The 21,040-nt window shown below is 38.9% G+C and carries 20 protein-coding genes and 1 pseudogene; 12 read left to right on the top strand and 9 right to left on the bottom strand.

The window, feature by feature from the left end:
* The first annotated feature begins 189 nt into the window (after nt 1–189).
* Nucleotides 190–1,374 carry a DUF2812 domain-containing protein gene (locus CLNEO_RS07615; protein WP_157723508.1) on the top strand — a complete coding sequence of 395 codons (1,185 nt, stop codon included), beginning with the start codon at nt 190–192 and terminating at the stop codon, nt 1,372–1,374.
* Nucleotides 1,375–1,862: 488 nt separating this feature from the next.
* Here CLNEO_RS07615 and CLNEO_RS07610 read toward each other — a convergent pair whose 3' ends face one another.
* From CLNEO_RS07610 to glpK (CLNEO_RS07600), 3 genes are all read right to left on the bottom strand, one after another.
* On the bottom strand, nt 1,863–2,960 hold the full coding sequence (locus tag CLNEO_RS07610; RefSeq protein WP_066086842.1) for a pyridoxal-phosphate-dependent aminotransferase family protein: 1,098 nt from the start codon (nt 2,958–2,960) through the stop codon (nt 1,863–1,865).
* 336 nt (nt 2,961–3,296) lie between these two features.
* Entirely contained in the window at nt 3,297–4,793 is a 1,497-nt protein-coding gene (gene glpK, locus CLNEO_RS07605) for a glycerol kinase GlpK (RefSeq protein ID WP_066086839.1), read from the bottom strand.
* A gap of 162 nt (nt 4,794–4,955) precedes the next feature.
* A complete protein-coding gene (gene glpK / locus CLNEO_RS07600; RefSeq protein ID WP_066086835.1) occupies nt 4,956–6,452 on the bottom strand; it encodes a glycerol kinase GlpK in 1,497 nt (498 codons plus the stop codon).
* Between the two features lie 149 nt (nt 6,453–6,601).
* On the opposite strand from glpK (CLNEO_RS07600), the gene CLNEO_RS07595 reads away from it, so the two are divergent.
* Nucleotides 6,602–6,847, top strand: a complete 246-nt coding sequence (locus tag CLNEO_RS07595) for a hypothetical protein (protein ID WP_066086833.1) — start codon at nt 6,602–6,604, stop codon at nt 6,845–6,847.
* Between the two features lie 45 nt (nt 6,848–6,892).
* Here CLNEO_RS07595 and CLNEO_RS07590 read toward each other — a convergent pair whose 3' ends face one another.
* Nucleotides 6,893–7,765 (bottom strand): helix-turn-helix domain-containing protein, encoded by an 873-nt coding sequence (locus CLNEO_RS07590; RefSeq protein ID WP_066086830.1) that lies wholly within the window; start codon nt 7,763–7,765, stop codon nt 6,893–6,895.
* A gap of 234 nt (nt 7,766–7,999) precedes the next feature.
* Between CLNEO_RS07590 and CLNEO_RS07585 the strand changes: the two genes are divergently transcribed.
* Entirely contained in the window at nt 8,000–9,490 is a 1,491-nt protein-coding gene (locus tag CLNEO_RS07585) for an APC family permease (RefSeq protein ID WP_066086827.1), read from the top strand.
* 371 nt (nt 9,491–9,861) lie between these two features.
* Here the strand turns inward: CLNEO_RS07585 and CLNEO_RS07580 are convergent, their stop codons facing one another.
* Both CLNEO_RS07580 and CLNEO_RS16415 read right to left on the bottom strand, forming a co-directional pair.
* Complete coding sequence (locus tag CLNEO_RS07580) at nt 9,862–10,917, bottom strand: NAD(P)H-dependent flavin oxidoreductase (protein ID WP_066086825.1); 1,056 nt, start codon at nt 10,915–10,917, stop codon at nt 9,862–9,864.
* A 475-nt stretch (nt 10,918–11,392) separates the two neighbouring features.
* Nucleotides 11,393–11,518 (bottom strand): hypothetical protein, encoded by a 126-nt coding sequence (locus CLNEO_RS16415; RefSeq protein ID WP_278276621.1) that lies wholly within the window; start codon nt 11,516–11,518, stop codon nt 11,393–11,395.
* A 427-nt stretch (nt 11,519–11,945) separates the two neighbouring features.
* On the opposite strand from CLNEO_RS16415, the gene CLNEO_RS07575 reads away from it, so the two are divergent.
* The 9 genes and pseudogenes from CLNEO_RS07575 (at nt 11,946) to CLNEO_RS07540 (ending at nt 18,823) form a co-directional block, all read left to right on the top strand.
* Nucleotides 11,946–12,302 (top strand): helix-turn-helix domain-containing protein, encoded by a 357-nt coding sequence (locus tag CLNEO_RS07575; RefSeq protein ID WP_066086822.1) that lies wholly within the window; start codon nt 11,946–11,948, stop codon nt 12,300–12,302.
* Nucleotides 12,303–12,524: 222 nt separating this feature from the next.
* Nucleotides 12,525–12,643 (top strand): annotated as a pseudogene (locus CLNEO_RS16660) (type IV secretory system conjugative DNA transfer family protein); the annotation flags it as partial.
* A gap of 222 nt (nt 12,644–12,865) precedes the next feature.
* Nucleotides 12,866–13,321 carry a helix-turn-helix domain-containing protein gene (locus tag CLNEO_RS16170; RefSeq protein WP_330382581.1) on the top strand — a complete coding sequence of 152 codons (456 nt, stop codon included), beginning with the start codon at nt 12,866–12,868 and terminating at the stop codon, nt 13,319–13,321.
* On the top strand, nt 13,314–13,922 hold the full coding sequence (locus tag CLNEO_RS07565) for a recombinase family protein (RefSeq protein ID WP_066086817.1): 609 nt from the start codon (nt 13,314–13,316) through the stop codon (nt 13,920–13,922). Before CLNEO_RS16170 ends, CLNEO_RS07565 begins: the two co-directional genes overlap by 8 nt.
* Entirely contained in the window at nt 13,915–15,819 is a 1,905-nt protein-coding gene (locus CLNEO_RS07560; RefSeq protein ID WP_066086812.1) for a recombinase family protein, read from the top strand. The genes CLNEO_RS07565 and CLNEO_RS07560 overlap by 8 nt, the downstream gene beginning before the upstream one ends.
* Complete coding sequence (locus CLNEO_RS07555; protein ID WP_066086810.1) at nt 15,812–16,582, top strand: hypothetical protein; 771 nt, start codon at nt 15,812–15,814, stop codon at nt 16,580–16,582. The genes CLNEO_RS07560 and CLNEO_RS07555 overlap by 8 nt, the downstream gene beginning before the upstream one ends.
* Entirely contained in the window at nt 16,579–16,974 is a 396-nt protein-coding gene (locus CLNEO_RS07550; RefSeq protein WP_066086808.1) for a hypothetical protein, read from the top strand. The genes CLNEO_RS07555 and CLNEO_RS07550 overlap by 4 nt, the downstream gene beginning before the upstream one ends.
* A complete protein-coding gene (locus tag CLNEO_RS07545) occupies nt 16,964–17,938 on the top strand; it encodes a ParB N-terminal domain-containing protein (protein ID WP_066086806.1) in 975 nt (324 codons plus the stop codon). The genes CLNEO_RS07550 and CLNEO_RS07545 overlap by 11 nt, the downstream gene beginning before the upstream one ends.
* Nucleotides 17,939–18,823, top strand: coding sequence for a DUF6551 family protein (locus tag CLNEO_RS07540; protein WP_066086803.1), 885 nt, complete (start codon nt 17,939–17,941; stop codon nt 18,821–18,823).
* A 66-nt stretch (nt 18,824–18,889) separates the two neighbouring features.
* On the opposite strand, the gene CLNEO_RS16410 is transcribed toward CLNEO_RS07540, so the two are convergent.
* The 3 genes from CLNEO_RS16410 to CLNEO_RS07530 all read right to left on the bottom strand — a co-directional run bounded on the left by CLNEO_RS16410 (nt 18,890) and on the right by CLNEO_RS07530 (nt 21,011).
* A complete protein-coding gene (locus tag CLNEO_RS16410; RefSeq protein ID WP_278276620.1) occupies nt 18,890–19,024 on the bottom strand; it encodes a hypothetical protein in 135 nt (44 codons plus the stop codon).
* A 264-nt stretch (nt 19,025–19,288) separates the two neighbouring features.
* Nucleotides 19,289–19,516: an acyl carrier protein gene (locus CLNEO_RS07535; RefSeq protein WP_066086800.1), complete on the bottom strand. Its 228-nt coding sequence runs from the start codon at nt 19,514–19,516 to the stop codon at nt 19,289–19,291.
* A 1-nt stretch (nt 19,517) separates the two neighbouring features.
* Nucleotides 19,518–21,011: an AMP-binding protein gene (locus tag CLNEO_RS07530; RefSeq protein WP_066086797.1), complete on the bottom strand. Its 1,494-nt coding sequence runs from the start codon at nt 21,009–21,011 to the stop codon at nt 19,518–19,520.
* Between the last annotated feature and the right edge of the window lie 29 nt (nt 21,012–21,040).

Below are 21,040 nucleotides of genomic sequence, written 5' to 3'. Positions count from 1 at the left end.
AAATTTATTGGGGTGGCGGTGCCAAATCCCGCCGCCCGCTTTTTCTATCAAGGTATATTTTCAAAAGTGAATTGAAACTATACCTTGATAAAAAATTAAAAGTACTCTGTTTTTTTATTTAGAAAGGATGATTCTATGAACCAGACTTGCATAAAAATATTTTCCTTCGGCCCCGAGGATTACCACAAAATGGAGAATTTTTTAAATAAAATGCTTCAACAAGGGTGGCGTCTACGCTGGTGCAAGGGACCTTTGGCCGGCTTTGAGCGAACGGAAAATAAAGATCTACACTATATTGTAGACCCTTATGCCGTATCATCCATATTAAATTTTAGAAAATTCCCAAAACATCGATTAAACGAATATATGGAAAATGGCTGGTATGCCATAGGTAAAAGCAAAGGATGTTACATTTTTTCCAGTGACAACCCAAATCCAGAAATTCCAGCATTAGAAGAAGGATTGCCAGAATCCGTGAAAAAGACCAGTTTAATAACATCTCTTGTATTCGTTGCGCTCCTTACGATTGTACTTATAAAATTATTCACTACCCCAGCCATATTATATTGTATACTTCTTACTGACATTTATATTGTATTAACAGGAGTTATCTTGTTTTTAATTTTTTACCATATCGTCAATGCAATTTTTTTAAAAAAAGACAGAATTAATTCGATATGTATCCATAGCAAAAGAAACCTCATTCATGATGTAATGATATTTAGCTTCTTTATTTTGGCAATATTTTTACAGGCAAGGAATCAAAGTTCCATGCTAAGTTATTTACTTCTTCCTATTCTTGTTGTTGCAATTGGATCTATTATTTTAGTCACAGTATCAAAGGGAACAAAAACATCCCAAGAAAACAATAAAAAATTAATTCCTGTAATTTGTATTATGGGCCTGATATTGATCATACTAATCCCTTTATCAGTGCATCGTTTGCAGGAAAATAGTTTTATTAATGGTAAAAAAAGAGCAGATCAACTGCTTACAGAAAGCTATCTTTTACCTGTTGCCCATCTCAATGATTTTGTAACAGTAACAGGTTTTAAAAATGCAATTAAAGAAAATAACTCAATATTAGGGAATAATACTCTCTATGCTGAAGAATTTCAGGATTTGTCTGTATTTACAAATCGTACAAAAATGAAGTCAAAAATCCTCGCCAAACCAATATTTAACTATTTATTTTTTCAAACTCAAAAAGAACAAAATGATTATTTTAAGCAGAATAACTTTAATGGTATTACCTATTATAGCCTGGAAAAAACAAATACTATTTTATATCAGGTTGATAATATTGTTTATCTCTGTACCCCTCCTTCCGGTGTAACAAAGCAACAAGTTGTGGAACTCCTGCTTTCTTATTGAAAATATTAGGATCAAACAATATACAAAAATTTTTTCCATGTGCCATAGAGATATCTTTAAACCATGATGAAGTAGATAATATCTATCGGCAGACAGTGACGATTTCATGTCTGCCGTTTCCCTTTTACGCTATTTTTGCCTCAAATTTTTATATATTATGGACTTCTGTTTGCTCAATCATTAGATAAGGTATAATAAACTGTACAAATTAAAAAGAAAAGATCCATTCTCCCTGAGGAACTCTGTATTGCAGTTTTCTTTCTCGGAATATTTTTATACTTTACATCTATTGTCAAAGGTTTTTTCAAAAAAATGAACTGTGGAATATTGCATTAATTTTATTATATAAGAACATCAATCAATCGTTTTTGTATTGCAAAAAAGCAAAAGACAAGGCGTATCGGTAACCTTGTCTTTTGCTTTTTTATTGAATACTGGTTCTAAATATTATATGGAAAGGTAGAATTTTTCCTCTATATCTGTTAATTTTAGCTTTGCATTTTTATCAAAACCACTGCGAAAACTTCTAACATATTATAACAATCTTCTTCATAAATTTCGCCCATATTTGCAACTTGAATCATACCTTGTTTTGCATAATCACCTTTGCCAGCATAAAATGTATATCCTCGTTTTTCCATTTCAATAAGAAAAGCTGTGTTATCAACACCAGCAGGTAAAAATACCGATGTTACCGTATTCGCCATGTGTTCATCTAACAGCAAACGGCAATCCAAAGCTACAAGGCCTTCACGAATAATTTCAGCACATTTTTGATAACGAGCAATTCTGCCCGCCAAAGTTTCATCTTCAAATATATTTGTCAAAGCAACATTTAACGGCCAAAATAAAGTTACATTGGGTGTATTTGGTGTTTGATGTGCCGTTACTGCACTTTGATAGTGTTTGAACAAGCTTAAGTATACATTCTTGCATTGGTCAGCAGTCAACGCTTCCAAAATTTCACGTTTTGCGCAAACATATGCAGAACCGGGGAATGCACCAACGCATTTACCACCAACAGATGTACAAATGGAAATATTATTTTCCACAACGTCAATATTTTCACCGCCCGCAGCGGACACGCAGTCAACAAAGAAAATTTTGTTGTATTTTTTACACAATTCCCCAACCGCTTTTACAGGGTTAATCATTCCTGTACACGTTTCATGGAATACCATTGCCACTACCTTTACATTACTGCTTTGTGCAATCGCATTTTCTATTACAGCAACGTCAGGATAAGCGCCCCAGGGAAAAGCTATGTCTGTCAAAGGTGTTTTGTATTTTGTAATAATTTCTAACAAGCGTTCGCCAAACATGCCGTTGCGAATCAAAAGAACGCCTTCGCCTTCCGTAAATAAAGAAGAAAGGACGGTTTCATTGGAAGAAGTACCAGAACCAGAGATAATTAAACTTTCATAGCTATCATCTGCGTTAAAAAGCATATTGATTTTCTTTTGTGTGTCTACAAACATTTCTTCAAATTCTACACTACGATGGCAGATATCATAGTGTAATAATGCATGTCTTACATTGTCTTTTACTAAAACAGGACCTGGGCTAAATAATTTTGTCATGCTCATGTTGCGTTACCTCCCAAAGAATTCATCGGCTCAAATTGGTTGTTATTTTTTGTTTTTTTTTAGGAAAAAACCCTTTGAATTTTCCTTAACTTCATCATAGCAGTTTTGCTTTTAAAGTCAACGAAACCGAAGAAAACAGGTAAAAATCAGAACTCCTAAATCCCAGGGATAGCAATATATTCGTCTTTTAAAATACTTGTTCTAAATTAAAGGACATAAAAGCCTCTAAATTTCGTAGTTTGCAAGAAATAAATAATAAAAAAGCCACGAAAACAGGAATCCTACTTCCATACGCTTTCGTGGCAAAATATGGTTAAAAAATTGTAAAAATCAGCTCTAATCTTCTCGCCAATATTTCGCACGTTCCACCGCTCTATGCCAATTGTAAAGAAGCGTGTCCCGTTGGTCTGCACTCATTTTGGGCTCATAACGATGATGCAATTTCCAAATATTAGAAATATCATCTATGGAGCTATACTCGCCAATCCCCACCGCTCCCATAAAAGCAGCACCCAAAGCAGTCGTATCCGCCACTTGCGGAATATCCAGAGGAATACCCAAAATATCTGCTTGAAATTGCATCAAAAAACGATTTGTTGTTGGTCCGCCATTGCAGCGCATTACCGTAATTGGCACCTTTGCATCTTTTGACATAATATCAAGAACATCACGAACCTGATATGCGGTTGCCTCCAAGGTGGCACGTACAATATGCGCTTTTTCCGTAGCACCCGTTAATCCAATCAGCATGCCAGAGGCATAAGAATCCCAGTGGGGCGCAGCAAGCCCCGTAAAAGCTGGTACAAAAAAAACTCCCCCGTTATCAGGTACTGACATTGCCATACTTTCGGTTTCTTGGAAGGATGAAATAATATTCAAATTATCATGCAACCATTTTACTGCGCCACCTGTTATATATACACCGCCATCAAGGGCATAGGTGCGCTTTCCTTTTAATTGCCACGCAACTGTGGGCAAAAGTCCGCTCCCTGCGCAAACAGCAGTTTCACCAGAATTCATCAGCATAAAACAACCTGTGCCATAGGTGGTTTTAATGGTACCAGGAGTGACACAAGCTTGTCCTGCCAACGCAGCCTGTTGGTCTACCAAAATACCTGAAATCGGAATATTGGCACCCAAAAAATCAAGGGGATCCGTATGACCATAAATGCAGGCACTGTCTTTGATTTCGGGTAAAGCATTTATTGGAATGTCAAACAGTTGCAACAAATCTTCATCCCAATCTCCAGTATGAATGTTAAACAGTAACGTTCTTGATGCAGTAGATGCATCAGTTACATGAATCTGCCCATGGGTCATCTTCCAAACCATCCAAGTATCAATGGTGCCAATCAATAGGTTTCCTTGTCCAGCCAAAGTTTTTGCTTCAGGCACATTTTCCATGATCCATTGTAATTTTGGTGCAGTAAAATACGAATCAATTAATAACCCAGTTTTATTATGCACCAAATCGTTGTATTCATCAGCCATCAAATCAGCACGTCGGGAAGTTCTTCTATCTTGCCAAACAATTGCGTTATAAATCGGCTCCCCTGTAGCTCTATTCCATGCCAAAACAGTTTCGCCTTCATGATTTAAACCGATACAAAGTAAAGATGAAGCACTCACACCAATATTCCCCAGCGCCTGCGCTGTTGCCGCAAGGACACTGTTCCAAACTTCTTTCGGGTTATGTTCAACCCAACCAGTCTTTGGATAAAGCAGGGAGATTTTTTCATATCCCCTTGAAACCACATGCCATTCTTGGTCAAAAAGAATGGCGGTCACGCCAGTTGTTCCTTGATCTAATCCTAAATAATATTTTGCTCCCATATACTTTCCGCCCTTTTCTTGTCCAAAACCTCTATTTCTCTTCCAATAAATTTTAACGCAAAGAATAAAAACAATCAAGGGAAATCAAATTTTGTATAGATTGTATAAAAATTGTGCAGCCAAAAACAATAGGCTGCACAATTTAAAAGATTACGCCTTCGATTAATCTAAAATCCAATGCTGTGATCTTTCTACGGCTCTGTGCCAGTTGAATAATAGAGAGTCTCTTTGATCTTTATTCATACGCGGTTCATAGTATCTTGAAATTTTCCAAAAATGAGAAACTTCTTCCGGTGAAGAAAATTCGCCAATGCCCATCGCCGCCATATATGCTGCACCAAGGGCTGTGGTATCGGTAATTTCTGGAATTTCCAAAGGAATACCTAAAATATCCGATTGAAATTGCATTAAAAATTGGTTCGCAACTGCGCCACCATCACAACGCATAGTAGTAATCGGAACACCAGAATCTTTTTCCATCACATCCAAAACATCTTTCACTTGGTATGCAGTGGATTCCAATGTGGCACGCACAATGTGCTCTTGAGTGGTGCCTCCAGTAATACCAATCATCATCCCCCTTGCGTAGGAATCCCAATAAGGAGCGGCTAAGCCTGTAAAGGAAGGCACAAAATACACGCCTCCATTGTCCCCTGCCTGTCTTGCCATGGCTTCTGTTTCAGCGGCAGATTTAATGATTTTCAAGCCATCTCTTAGCCATTGGGTTGCCGCACCAGAAATATAAATCCCTCCATCCAGGGCATAGGAACATTTCCCGTTTAATTGCCAAGCAACCGTAGTCAAAATTCCATTCGGAGAATAAATTGGTTTATCTCCAGTGTTCATCAACATAAAGCATCCCGTTCCATAGGTTGTTTTTACGGAACCAGAAGTGATGCAATTTTGTCCAAACAAGGCTGCTTGTTGATCAACCATTACGCCGGAAATCGGTGCACGAATCCCCATAAAATCCATGGCATCGCTGTAGCCGTAAATCATAGCACTATCACAAATCGTAGGCATAACGCTACGGTCAATATGTAATAGATCCAAAATATCCTGATCCCATTCTCCTTTATGAATGTTGAAAAGCATCGTTCTTGAAGCAGTGGACGCATCCGTAATATGCACTTTCCCGTGGGTCATCTTCCAAATTAACCATGCATCCATATTTCCCGCCAGAAGCTGCCCTTTTTTCATTAATTCTCCAGCTTCAGGCACATTATCTAAAATCCATTGGATTTTTGTTGCACTAAAGTAAGAATCGATAATTAAGCCTGTGTTGTTACGCACAAGATCTGCGTATTTTTCGCTTAGTTCATCAGCATGTCTAGCAGTTCTTCTATCTTGCCAAACGATTGCATTGTATACAGGTACGCCGGTTAATTTATCCCACAAAACAACGGTTTCCCCTTCATGATCAAGACCAATACAAGTGATTTCTTTGGGCATTGCACCAACAAGCAACATTGCTTGTCTCGTTGCGGACATAATCGATTCCCAAACTTCAATGGCATCATGCTCCACCCATCCTGCTCTTGGGTAAATTTGGGTAATTTCCTTGTATCCTCTTGCTGCCAAAGTCCAATTCTCATCAAATAAAATTGCAGTGGTACCGGTTGTTCCTTGGTCAATTCCTAAGTAGTATTTTTTTGTCATAGAGATTCCTCCACATAATAAAGATATTTATAAAATATTGCAAAGCGAAGACAAACCTTGGGCGTTGCCCAAACCCACTTGCTTTTTGAAAAAAGCAAGACCAAAAACTTTTATGAGCCCGCATTCTATGCGGGGTTGGGTGATCAAGATTGCAAAGGCAAAGAAGTAACATCTGTCCCAAGGATAGCTTTAGCGTAGCAAAAGTGATGACCCCTCACCGCCAAGATTGGGCAGACAGCGTAGCTGGCTTTTGCGCAGCAAAAGTGATGACCCCTCACTGCCAAGATTGGGCAGACAGCGTAGCTGGCTTTTGCGCAGCAAAAGTGATGACCCCTCACTGCCAAGATTGGGCAGACAGCGTAGCTGGGATGACCCAAACCCTTGTGGATGTTTGAGGGGAAATCCCTCAAGGGTTTGGCTTTGTCTTCAGTCTGAGATATTTACAAAATATTGGTAATGGTATTCCAAGTTAGACTGTGTGCATTGGCATAGCGCATATCACAGGCTGTACAATCTAAAAACTTTTGGTAAGAACGGTTCATATGGGTTTGATCAAAATATCCAAAGGAAACCGCAGTATTTAATAGGGATTTGGGGCTTGTTGCAAGGATATTGTGAAGAGAGAATTGGAGTTGCGTCATTTCCGAAAATAATTTTGTAGAAACACCAACATGTTCCTGAAAAACGCGGTTCAGATATCTTTCGCTACAACCAACAATTGCGGCGATTTCGGCCACCTTAATCACACCTTGATTTTCAAGAATAATACCTACGCAACGGGAAACCAATGCCATAGGCGAAAATTGAGCAGCATTTAACCCATTTAAATAGCCACTCAACAAAATGTTTCTTTCATGGAAAGACTCTCCTCGTTTTAATTCGTTTAAAAAAACATCTATTTGAGGTAAGAATTGTTCCAAAGGCAAAGCTCTATCCGTTAAGTCATTGGCTGGGATGTCAAACAACCAATGTACCACATCAGGGTGCAGGTGAACACAATAAGCCACTGAACGCGGCATAATACGTAGTTTACGCAAAAAAGTCAAAACCCCACCTACATAACCATGTGAAGCGTTATTTCCCAGTATAAAATAAAGTGACATATATCCGTTGGGGATGAGTGGATAATGTAATTCTTCGCCACTTAGGTTTGCTATCTCAAAGGTATCTAGTATGAAATTATGGTGCTCATGGTCGTGGGGAAAAATACGCCGTTGTAATTGTATGCCCGTTCCATCAAGTAAAATAGGCGCTAAAGGTTGCGCACTTGGTCGGTACTTGGCTGCTTGTTTATTACTTATAAAAAAAGACATACAATACCACTCCTTGCTAGTAAAAATAAGAACATACCCCTTAATAAAATTAGTTTAACATATAATTTTGCAAATTAAAATTCCGATTTATGCCATCTTCTTTTTAAATAACATGCTAAACTTTACATATTAAAAGTTGGTAAAATGGTTTCAAGTAGGCAAAGCGGCACGATTGTCAGACACAAGTTCGTTGTAATGTAGCAAAAGTAGTACACATAAAAAGGAGGTAAACATATGAACGAAACCCGTAATAACAAAGTCTTAACACGTGCACTTGGACTTCCCGAATGCGTAACCATTACCGCCGGTGCTGTAATTGGCGTTGGGTTGTTCACAGTGGGTTCTTCTCAAGTAGGTGTCTTGGGCGGTTCCATCATCATCGCAACTATCATTGCTTTCTTATTAGTATTATGGCCTTCTGCAATTTATGGCGAGATGGGCGCAGCCCTTCCCTTAGCAGGTGGTACATATGCTTACGCAAAACGGGCGATTAACTATCCCGTAGCTGTGTTTTGCAGCTGGAATTATACTATTGCGCAAATCGGTATCGGCGGTTCTGAAGCCTTGGCTTTTGCAAACTATTTTCAACGTTTATTAGAAGCTTTAGGTCTTCCAAATAACATTGACCCTCGTATCCTTGCTGGTGCTTTATTCGTTTTATTCGTGTTTATTAATTATCGTGGCATCGCCATTGCCGGCAAATGGCAGGATGCTTTCATGTTTTTCTTCTGGGGTGCATCTTTGGTATGGTTTGCAACTGTAATCCGCGAAATGGATTTTACAAACTTCTCTTACGTTTTTGCTGGTATCCCAGCTGAAATCACTGCATTTGCAAAATGCGTATTGATGGTATGGTGGTGCTTCGCTGGTTTTGAAACAGTAGTTGGTATGGGTGCGGAAGTTAAGTTCCCTCATATTACGATCCCTCGTGCCTTAACAATTTCCCCTTTCATCGTATTTGGAGTAAATGCATTATTCCAATGGTTCTTATTGGGCATCACGCCCCCAGAAGCACTTGCTGGTTTGGCAACTGCTGATGCACCTTTCGCCTTCTCTATGGAAGCAGCCGGTTTGGTTGGTATTCCTTTAGTAATCCTCTGCTTAGGCATCACATTTGGTGGTGACTTTTCCACAATGAACCCCTGCGTAACTGGGCCTGCACGTTATATGTACGTAATGGCAAATGACGGTTCCATGCCTAAGGCTTTTGGTAAATTACATCCAAAATTCAACAGTCCTTATATCTCCATATTAACAGTTGGTGTCGTTGGAATCGCATTAATTGCAACAGGTTCTATCGCAGTATTGGCAGCGATGTGTGCATTCTGTCAAATGACCTGCTACATTATCGGCTATATTTCTTATTTAATGTTACAAAAGAAAGAGCCAAATTTGCACCGCCCTTACAAAGTACCTTTCGGTACCTTTGGTGCATACTTCAGTATCGCAGCTTATGCTATCTTGGCATTATTGGCTCTTGATATGAGCGCCCTTCCTTACAACCTTGGCTTTAACGTAATTTGCATCCTATATTACTTTGCCTTCGTTCGTAAGCGCCCTATTCCTCAAGAATCAGTCGATCTTGAATTATTAACATTGCAAACAGTTGAGCCTACTGCTGAAGAAAAAACTGCCTTGGATAAACAATATCTTCGTTGGAAATACGGCGGTTACATTGTATTTGTAGTATCCTTGTGTATGTTTATCGTTGGTTTTTTACTCTAATTCTCTGATTGACCCCTCAATTGAAAAGAGATAAAGATCTATTTGAAACGAATCCAACTGCAAAATTTTAGTTAATATTATTAAAAAAAATTCCCTAAACCATAAAAAGCCCTTATGGTTTGGGAATTTTTTTGTATTTTTGGAATGTCCGTTTGCACAACGTTAATCTTAATTTCAAACCATACCCCCATGCAAGGCGCTACAGTAATAAAACTTTAATTAACGTACTATCCTTGACCATTGCATAGATACCCCTGTATACAATTACAACGATTAGGCTAAGGTGTTACAACTACATTATACCACTACAAAGGTAGTATAGAAGTAGGCGAAAGCACCAATTTAACTTGCCTTAGGTTTTCATTTGAATATCAGCCATTTAATTCATCAAATATTTCTTTTACGGTTGTGATTTTATCCACACGCCATACATTTTCGCCGCAAAAAAGCAGAGAATTTTCTTTTTCCCCTAAAGCAGCTTGCATGAGGGCGCGGGAAATACAGTAATGGGTTGTTGCCGGATTACAGTGCTCTATACAACCAAAACACTTTTCCACAGGCTGACGGCTTGTTTCTCTTTCCTTAGCAAAATTATTGCGTATAGCTCTGCCTGGCAAGCCTACCGGACTTTTCACAATCATAACATCTTCTTTTTTCGCTTCTATATAGGCCTGTTTGTAGGCATCAGCTGCATCGCATTCTTGGGTGCCTACAAATCGGGTTGCCATTTGTACCCCACTACAGCCCAGACTTATATAATGATCAATATCTGATCTATCATATACTCCGCCGGCAAAAAACACAGGAATATGTCCATATTTTTCTTCAAAGCTATTTACGTATTCAACTATTTTTACGACCTCTTTATCGTATTCCTCATTGGTCAAGTTTTCTGCTTCTTCTGGTGTAAAGCCTAAATGTCCACCAGCTTTTGGCCCTTCAATAACCAGAAAATCGGATACTCGCCCAAATTTCTTGTCCCATCTTTTAAACATTAATTGGGTAGCCCTTAAAGAGGAAACAATAGGTGCAAATTTGACTTTTGTATCCTTAAGCAGTTCCGGCAGTTCCAATGGCAGTCCTGCACCGGAAATAATAACATCGGCGCCGCTTTCAACGCAACATTGTACATACTGGGCATAGTTTGTGGCTACACGCATTATGTTTACACCTATTATGCCGCCGTTGCTTACCTCTTTGGCCTTTCTTATATTGTCTGCCAATGCCTCAAGATTCGCTTTCAAAGGCTCTTTGTAAAAGCTCTCTTTTAAAAACCCAGGCTGTGCTGCTGATATTACACCTATACCACCTTGGGCAGCAACTGCCCCAGCTAAACGCCAAAGGCTTATACCTATACCCATTCCTCCTTGTATAATCGGCACTTTTATTTCTAAATCACCAATTCGTACCCCTTTGAGTTTAATCATCCTACACCTCATTTTGTATTATTTATCAAACTTTAGTCTGTGAATATGATAATATATACCACATCATCTGTCAATAGAAACTACGTCAGCTTGTTTGCTGCGCTATGGCAGTTAATGCAATGCTGATTGCTCTTAAAAATGCAAACGACCAAATAACGCTTTGCACTTGTTACAAATGCGAATTCTCCATTCAATTTCCAATTTTCTCTATGCTAAAGACTATTTCTATAGCACTTTCAACTGCAGTTTATGGCATATAACATGTGACAATGAATTTCAGCACCGCCGCCAGACCGCCAGTATAAAGATAGATTTTACTTAGTCCCCCAGTGTGTCTAATTCTTTTGCAAGGTGGGCTTCAAAGAATTCAGCCTTGCTGCTGCTTCGCTTTGGTTACATTGCCTTTAGGACGTATATGCCTTGGAATTCAGCAGTAAAAAAATGCAATCAGGATCCAGGGCTTAGCCGGAGGCCTCTATTCCTTACACTCGTCTGTTGAATGCGCAATGTAGAGTGCCAATACAACAGCGAGAGCCATAAAAATGTTTACGGTAAAAAGTATTGCTCGTCCCGGCCACGCAATGAGTAGAAAGACTGGCATCAATCCGCCTCCTATTAAAAAAGCCTTTTGTCCATCGTTTTGCTTCCTTTTACCAATCTGAAATGTATTTTTTATAAATACCTCTACAATGATAATATTATAATGCATAATAGGTATGATGTCAGTATCTTTTGATTTTGCCGTTTAATCTTGTTGCTATACTCTAAATTGCAAAAATTTTTAACACATATTTACATTCTGGATACAATAAAACCATCATTTTAGGAGCTGTCACTTCAGGCCAAGTTGGCCGAAGTCAGGCAAACGTTTCCGGTCGTCCATATCACCACACAACACCGGTTTCGCTTCCAGGCTAAATTTCAATAAAATTATATCCAGTACAGGCTATTAAATATATAGTCTACACGAGTATATATCGCCTATAGTCTATAATGATACCGATAAAATTATTTTGGAGGTATCGACTATGGCACTCAATTACATCTCAATTGGACAAAAAATTAAAGCAATCAGGAAAAGAAAAGGCTTCTCTCAGCTGACACTCTCTGAACTTATTAATCGGTCCCCAACCTATATCAGCTACATAGAAGGGGGGATCAAAAGCATGAGTTTGGATACCTTTATCCTTCTCGCCAATGCTCTGAATACTACGGCGGATGAACTATTAATAGATAATCTTGAAAACACAATAAAAGTTTCCAACCATGAATTTGCCGCACTTTTTTCAGATTGCAGCGACTATGAAAGAAGGATTTTGTTTGACGTAATCACGGCAACAAAGAAGTCTATACGAGAGAATAAACATTCCGTTCGTACTCGTTAATCATGATTATATAAATCATGATTGGCAAGTACAATCTACTAGAAGTCAAGGAGTAGACCTCTGGTTTGCAAACGAAAAAAATGCTAGAACTGTATCGTTTTCGTAAAAATACATTTTCATGAAACCCGATTGCATTTTCAGCAAAATCAAGGTTTCACTAAGTTTGTTTGATTTAATTATCTGATCTGTTATAGAGCAAGTCGGCTCTTTTCTGAAATAGCGGGCTACAAAATTAAGGTTTTCGATTCCATTGATTTGCCCGGTCAATGCACTATAACCCGCCGGCCTACTTCAAGACGGAAAGCGATATTTTGATGTTTGTAAACGCCCTGATTGAAAATAAATACCACTGTGCGAATGAAGAAACGCTTTTGAATCACAATGCTTCTGACACTTCAGGCTGGTAAACCGCCCCTTGAAGAAGCTCAATCCTCATGAGAAGTACACCGTTTATGAAGTAAGTGCCGACCGCCCTAGATGAGAACAAGGACAGTCTCAACGAATTGTGGACAATAAAGCTAAGAAGAATATAAAGAGACCATGCAAGAACCAAAAAATTTTGCATTCAAAAAAACATGCTCCAAGCAAATTTATCGGTCAAAGCGAATATCCGTCTTTCTCATGTGAGTGATATTGAACTTGGTAAAGCAAAAATAATGTTTGCCACTTTTACCCCAATTGCAGAAGCTCTGAAAATTTCCGCTGATGTGCTGCTGCGTCCTGCCATTCCCCAGGTGAACAATTTATATCAGAATGAGTTTGCAGAAATTCTTGGAAATTGCACCCCTGATGGAATTGATGCTATAATCAAAATCGTCAAGAAATTAAAAACCACAATGCACTCAAATAAAATGTATATGTTATTTAACAGGTTAGAAAACCGTTTTCGACCTGTTATTTTTTTCGTCTTTTATAAACCACGGGTCAAACATTTGACCCTTGGTTTATTCCTTTTATCCACAAATATCAATAAGATATTTAAGAGACTATTTTATTTCGGAGGCAATCGCTATGAATGAAGTTGAGCTATTTAATAAGATGAAGGGGATTGGGGAAACGCCACAATTCTCTATTGTTTTTGGTGAGGATTCCGAACACTCAAGAAAAATTGCAGAACATAAAGAGTGGTTGCAACGTATTCGTCACGAAAGACCAAGTACTAAGATGCCATATAAGGTTGGAATCTATATTCGCTATTTCAATCAAACGAAATATGAAGATTATCTTTTATATCACAAAAAGCAGTTTGCGGACACAGTTGATCTTTGCCCGAATTGGGCGCTGGTAGATTTTTATATAGATGAAGGTTCCTCGACGCCCAATATGGAATCGTCCCCCGAATGGAGCCGTTTGTTGAATGACTGCTTTGACAAAAAAGTGGATTTGATTATCACACAGAAGGTTTCCAATGTATCGAAAAGGATACACGAGATATCTCTCTGCGCTCGCTTGCTTGCAGCCCAAAATCATCCTATTGGTATCTATTTTATCTCAGAAGATATTTTCACCCTCGCTTCCTATTACCAGCAGGATTTAAGAGACACCTATTTCCTGCCCTCTCCTGATTGGCAAGCACTTTTCGATGATGAAAACAAAGTAAGGGGTATTCTGCATGATTGATGAACAGAAACGATTGCAAAAACAATTGGATATCGAAAAGACCCGTAAGCGAATGCAAGCTACCATTGATTCCGATAATTATGAGTATGTCCCGGAAAAGAAACAGACAGATTACTACGACAACGATATCCATCAGCGTGTGGCTATCTATGTTCGTGTTTCTACAGATGATGTGAAACAGACAACCTCCTATGAGTTGCAGAAGAAATACTATGAGGATTTCGTCTTGCATCATCCAAACTGGACGCTTGTAAAAATTTATGCCGATGAGGGAATAAGCGGCACTTCACTCAAACACAGGGATGGATTCAACCGCATGATTGCCGAATGCAAGGTTGGCAGGGTTGATATCATTATCTGCAAGAATGTATCCCGCTTTGCCCGTAATGTTGCCGACTGTATCGGCATTGTTCGGGATTTGGCAGCGTTGAAACCTCCGGTGGGTGTTTTCTTTGAGTCCGAAAGGATTTTCTCTTTAAAGGAAGACTCTCAGATGGCTCTGACTTTTCTGGCTACTATGGCGGAGGAAGAATCACATACAAGAAGCCGAAGCATGGAAACCTCTCTTCGTATGAGATTGGATAACGGTATCCCCCTAACTCCCAAACTTTTAGGATACACTCATGATACCAATGGCGAGTTAGAAATTAACCCTGATGAGGCACCCACCGTAAAGCTTGCTTTTTATATGTATCTTTACGGGTATTCTACCGGGCAGATTGCGGATACACTCATTGCTCTTGGACGTCGTTCTTATCTTGGGAATATCAATTGGACGACAGGCAGCATCATTCAAATTTTAAGGAATGAACGACACTGTGGTGACGTGTACACCCGAAAAACTTATACACCAAACTACAGAGACCATCTCGCCAAAAAAAATCGCGGAGAGCGGCCCCAGAGCAGATATTTCAATCATCACAAAGGGATCATAACAAGAGACGATTTCATCGCCGTTCAACGAATGCTTGATAATGCTAAGTACGGAAACAAATCCGTCTTACCGGAGCTTCGCGTTATTGGCAGTGGTATCTTAAAAGGTTTTGTAACTATAAATCCCCGGTGGGCGGGATTTAAAGAGGCCGAATACTTTGGGGCTGCCAAAAGCGTTTATCCCACCCTTGATACTGAGGAAGCGTCTGCCCCTACGGGAGCGAAGGATGAGTACCAACTTGAAGTGGGCGCCGGAGATTTCGACTTACGTGGGTTTGAAATTACTCGCTCCGAATTTTTTGATTCCGGTCGTCGCCCAACTGTGACTTTTGGAAATAAAAAAATCAAATTTAGTATGACGTGTATACGAAAACTTGGCGAAAAAAATTATATAGAATTGCTTGTTAATCCCATTGAAAGAAAATTTGCAATTCGCCCTGCTGATAAGAATAATCGAAACGCTGTCATAATATCTAAGGTTTCAAATGCGAACTATTACCCTCGTGATATATCATCAGCTGCGTTTAGCAATACGCTCTTTTCATTGTTTGGTTGGAACACCGATTGTAAATACCGAATCATTGGTTCCCTATATGAACAAGACAAGGAAATGGCATATGTTTTTGATGTTATCAATTCTGAAGCCCTATTCAAGTCTTATATTTTAACCACAAAGGAATTATCTGAAGAAGGACAGGTTTCCATCCAGCCACTGACACCGTATGGCAAACGGATTCGGGCAATTCCAGAGGAATGGACTTTCTCTTTTGGGAAGCAATATTATCTGCATGAACAATCTCTTGCTGTCATTGAAAACCAAAATGAGCATGATTGGAAACTTCTCTTAGAGGGCCAGCTTTTTAAAACCGGGAAAAAGATAGCTGTGACAGGTTTTGAAGCGTTGAAACAATACATCAAACATGAACTAAGTGGAATCACACCCCAGGAGGCAGATCATGAATAAAAATGAAGCACTGCAGATGCAATCAGATGACTCACAGGATATGAGCGATCATTCTTGGTCAGTGGAACCCGCAACATCGAGCAGTACGCCCGTTCTTACTAAAAAAGATGCGTTATTGGAGATGGGTACATCCTTTGATTTTGATGGATTTCAAGTCGTTCGGCGTGAATTTTTTGCTCACTTGAATGAACCGTCGGTATCTTTCAATAACTATAAGTTTTATGTGAATACCGCTTGTCTTTCAAAGTTTCCTGAAACAGAACATGTGCAAGTGCTTATCAATCGAAAAACCAGGATTCTCGCTTTGCGCCCTTGCCAGGAATGCGAAAGAGATTCATTCCTTTGGTGCAACAATTCTAAGGGGAAGCGTAAACCTAAGCAAACGACTTGCAAATTGTTTTTTGCAAAAATCGTTTCGCTTATGGGTTGGAATCCCAACTATCGATATAAGCTTACAGGGAAGCTTATACATGCAAACGGCGAATACCTTATTGCCTTCGATTTAACTGCTACCGAAGTGTATCAGCGGGCATTTCCTAAAGGTACGAAACCCAAGACATCAAAAACTCCGGTATTCCCTTCAGAATGGCAAGATCAATTTGGTTTGCCGTTCAAGGAGCATCGGCAATCCATGCAAATCAACATATTTGACGGTTACGCCATTTATGCAATCAAAGACAATTCCAAGATGGATGGCAACGCTTCTGCTGCAGCGCAACAAGATTTAGTGCCAAGTTCAAATAATGGAGGTATCGGCGAATGAATGAACCATCTAACTTGTTTACACAAATATCAATTGATTTAAAGAAATTTCGTATTCGAGTACATAAAGAATCATTGCATTTAATTGGAGATCCAAAATATATTCATTTTCTTGTAAACATAAATAGCAGACTGGTGGCGATTCGAGCCGTCGAAAAGGAACAGGTCGATTTACAGACACATAGGGTGGATCAAACTCGCATGAAATCGGATTTTTCTTTTGAGATATACAGCCGCCCTTTCATTGAAAGGTTATGCAAAAAATTTAATTGCTTCAGCAAGGGTAATTCCTATCGTTTAACAGGAATCGCTATTCAATCTGAACGAATTGCTGTTTTCCCCCTTGATTCCCTTCAAAAATCAAAAGCTAAGGGAGACATTTATGGAAAGTAAGACATTACAAACCCTTAAAATCGACAAGGACTTCAAAAATTTAATTTGTCCTCTGGAAAATAAGGAGTATCTTCAGCTTGAAGCCAACCTTTTGGCAGATGGCTGCGGTGATCCCATTATTACGTGGAATGGATTCATCATTGATGGTCATAATCGCTATGAACTATGTATAAGACATCAGATTCCTTATACTGTTGTAGAAATGAAATTTAATTGCCGCGAATCTGTCATTTCATGGATTTGTGCTAATCAGCTTGGAATACGCAACATTACCGTGGAAACTCGGAAGTTTCTTATCGGTATGCAGTATGAATCGGAGAAACTGTCTCATGATCTTAAAAATGCGCAAGGCAAAAATCAATATGATAAACCCGAAAGCGAATTATCTTGTGGCACACCCAATTCAAAGGAGGAAACCCGACCATCTCCTTCTGGTCATGTCATTGCCCAGCGTATTGCACAGGAAAATCAAATAGCGGAGGGCACAGTTCTAAAGTATGCAATATATACCCGTGCCCTAGAAGCCATGGGGCAGAAGGTGCCCGAAATGGTTCCGAAAATTTTATCGGGCAGATATAAAATATCTCATAATAATGTGGTCGACTTATCTCTACTCACTTCCGATGAAATCAAAAAAGTAGGACATAGAATGGAGCGAAACCAGCAACCCTTTGTTCAATATAATAGTACACGGCAAAAAACACAGAACACATTGGAACAGGCGAGTTCAAACGATTCCCCTTCAACCCCCTCCGTAAAGGATATGCCCGCCTTTGATCCGGATGCTGCGATAACCGCTCTAACACTTACAATCCCATCATGGGTAAGCTCAATTAAACGTACTCGAATGAATACGGATTTTGACAGGGTTTCTTTTTATGCCAAAGATAAACTTACAGAGACACTCATCCATCTTCAATACACAATATCAAAGATGCTGTCCGCAATTAAGGAGGAGGAATAAATGAACGATTTTAGTATGTATGTTCCTAATGTTCATTTTGAGCAAATTCCCATTAGGAATCTTGTTTCCAATCAAGAATATCAACGCAATCTATCTCGATCTCATATTGTGCGGGCGGCCGCCAGCTTTAATTTATATCAGATAAACCCAGTGAAGGTCAGTCGCCGAGATGGTATTAACTATGTTTTCAACGGCCAGCATACCATTGAGATCGTGGCTCTCACATCCGATTCCAGAGAAACGCCCGTGTGGTGCATGGTTTATGATGATTTGAGCTATGAACATGAAGCAGATATCTTCGCCAATCAGATGAAGTTCGTAAAACCGCTCAATCCCTATGAGGTATTTATGGCAAACATTGAAGCCGGCAATGATGATCAACTCATCATTCGTGATTTGGTGGAATCTTATGGGTTAAGCATCGGAACCAAAAAGGGGCACGGAGTAATCTGTGCGGTATCAACCCTTGAGTTTATTTATAAAAAATGTGGATTCCATGGCTTAAGCCGTGTTCTTCGGTTAATTATTGGAGCTTGGGAGGGAGACCTCAACTCTTTTTCGGGCAATATTTTAAATGCTATTACAAGGCTTATTATCGTTTTTGAAGATACTCTAAACGACGAGGTATTCAAAGAAAAACTTGGTGCTGTTTCTGTGAAGCAGCTTGTCCGAACAGCCAAAGAGCGTCGCCCCGGTTCTATGGGCGTTGCTGAAGCAATGGTGCTTGAATACAACGGAAAAAAGAAAAGCAATAGCAACCGCTTATACATCAACAAGTTGTATTCCCGTGAGCATGCTATTTTCAAGACATTGAATGCACCTGACGATATGCTTAATGATGAAGCAGAGAGTTTTGAGGACGCTAATGAAGAGGATATGGAATAGGTAAGAAGCATCTGACGTGTTGAGGTTTACACATACTTTGGGATACTCCCAATAACGATCAATTTTTTATGTCAGTTTTTTGAGTTTACACGGACTTTGAAACGAACTCCCGTTGAGTGTTTTTTCTACGTTCCCACCAACCAATTCTCTGATTTGCCCCTTCATTACTTCTTCGATCAACTGTACAATTTTCTCAGACATGGTTTACTGTCTCCTCTCAGAATGGTTGTGTGATTACTTTCATTCTATCAGAGATTTGCAGACCATGTCTTTTTTATCTCTTTTTCAATTTGCGCAACTTATTCTACCTTATCTAAAAATACCCCCTTTCGTTAGATTTTTTGTCTAACCAAAGGGGGTTCTTTCATAGTGAGGCGGAAATTTTTGTAGCTTTGCCTTTAGACCTTCATTTTCTAAAAACATTTTTCTGCCATTTCGTTGGAACCAAGATTTTATCCAAACTGGTTAGGATAGCTTTTTATTTTCAATATAATTACAAATATCGTGAACTGTAATTAAAGAAACGATATCCAGTGCATTAATATCAATATTATACTTATCTTCCAGCATTCCAATGAGATTTATAATTTCAAACGAATCCAAATTTAAATCAGTTTTTATAGCTGTATCCCCTGTAACCTCGACCTCTGGCGCAAAGGTATCTTTTATCATTTCTATCAATTCAGTAAGCATATTATATCTCTCCTCTTTTAATTTTTCTACTTGCTGTTTTCGGAAATTCCTCATCGCAAAACACAACACTTTCAATTTGCTTATAAGAAGCTAACTTCTTGTTGGTTTCGTTTATTTTTTTACGAATTAACTTTTGGTCAAGCTCTGTATAAACTTTAGCTGTAAGTTTTCCGTTTTGCAGACAAACTACAACCTCTTTAATCTCCTCAATCTTAATCAATTCTAGTTCAAGCTCTTCCGGGCTGATGTTTTTTCCATTTGGCAATACAATTAAATTCTTTTTTCTGCCCACAATATATGCATAATTGTCTTCAATATAGCCTAAATCTCCGCTTAAAAACCATTCATCCAGAAATGCTTCTTCCGTAGCCTTGGAATCCTTATAATATCCTTTAAATAGGTAAGGGTTTTTAAACACAAGCTCTCCGTCTATTGTTTTTGCTTCGGAATTAAAATTTATTCGTCCAATACTTCCAAGGCGATTATCCTCATTTGGATTTACAGTAATGGAACCGCAGGTTTCGGTAAGTCCGTATCCATTAATCACCAGTATGTCCAGCTCTTGCATACGTTTTGCAACTTCCAAATCCAGCGGCGCCCCACCAATGACAATGATTTTTAAATTTCCGCCAAGCAATTGGGAACAAGCCTGTTTCCTTGCAGTAAGATGATCTAAATCGCTTGTTTTCATAAATTCTTGGGCTTTCATATGAATCATTTTATCAAAATACGTTAGCAATGCCGGCACCAAAAAAGTACAGTATGGCCGAACTTCTTGCATTTCCATGAAAAGATTCTTCAAGCCTGCTGAAATAAATAGATTGCCACCACTATACATAGATGTAAATACCACATTTGCAAAGGGAAGAATATGATTGAGCGGTAATGTTAAAAATATAGAGTCTTTTACCTTAAGACTATAGGAAAGATAAAGGCTCGTCCGTAGCAAATTAATTTGAGACTGCATTACACCCTTTGGCTTCCCCGTAGTTCCGGAAGTATAAAATATATATGATAATTCTGTACCGTCAGTTTTTTGTAATTCCACCGCTGAATCACAATGAAGATGGTTCTTGGTATCTGCTTCTATGCAAATTGTATACTTAACACTTTTGTTGTTTTCTGTTATACAGTCACATAACGGCTGGTTGAAGCCAGAATAAATCAGACAAGAGGTGTCGCTATGCTCCACCATATACGCTTTTTCCTGTAGTGTTGCCATATTATCCAGCATAATTAGAACATTACCCGAAAGAGGCACAGCAAAGCACCACATTAAGCATTCATACGAATTTTCAGATGCAATGGATATCTTGCTATTTGTTATGCCCTTTAAAACAAGTGATTTTGCCGCAGCTGTAACTTGTTGTGAAAAATCAGAATAAGTTACGGAACACATTTTTCCATCTTTTAAATAGGAAAATGCAGTCTTTTCACCATAATAACTTGTAGTCAAAAAAAGCAGGTCACTGATCGTTGAAATGTTTTCAAACATGGATATCCCCCCTAGGCAAGTTCCTTCTA

It is taken from the genome of Anaerotignum neopropionicum (assembly GCF_001571775.1).
In the GTDB taxonomy this organism is placed as follows: domain Bacteria; phylum Bacillota; class Clostridia; order Lachnospirales; family Anaerotignaceae; genus Chakrabartyella; species Chakrabartyella neopropionicum.
Note: the sequence above shows the minus strand (reverse complement) of the source record. Positions and strands in the feature narration are given on the sequence as shown.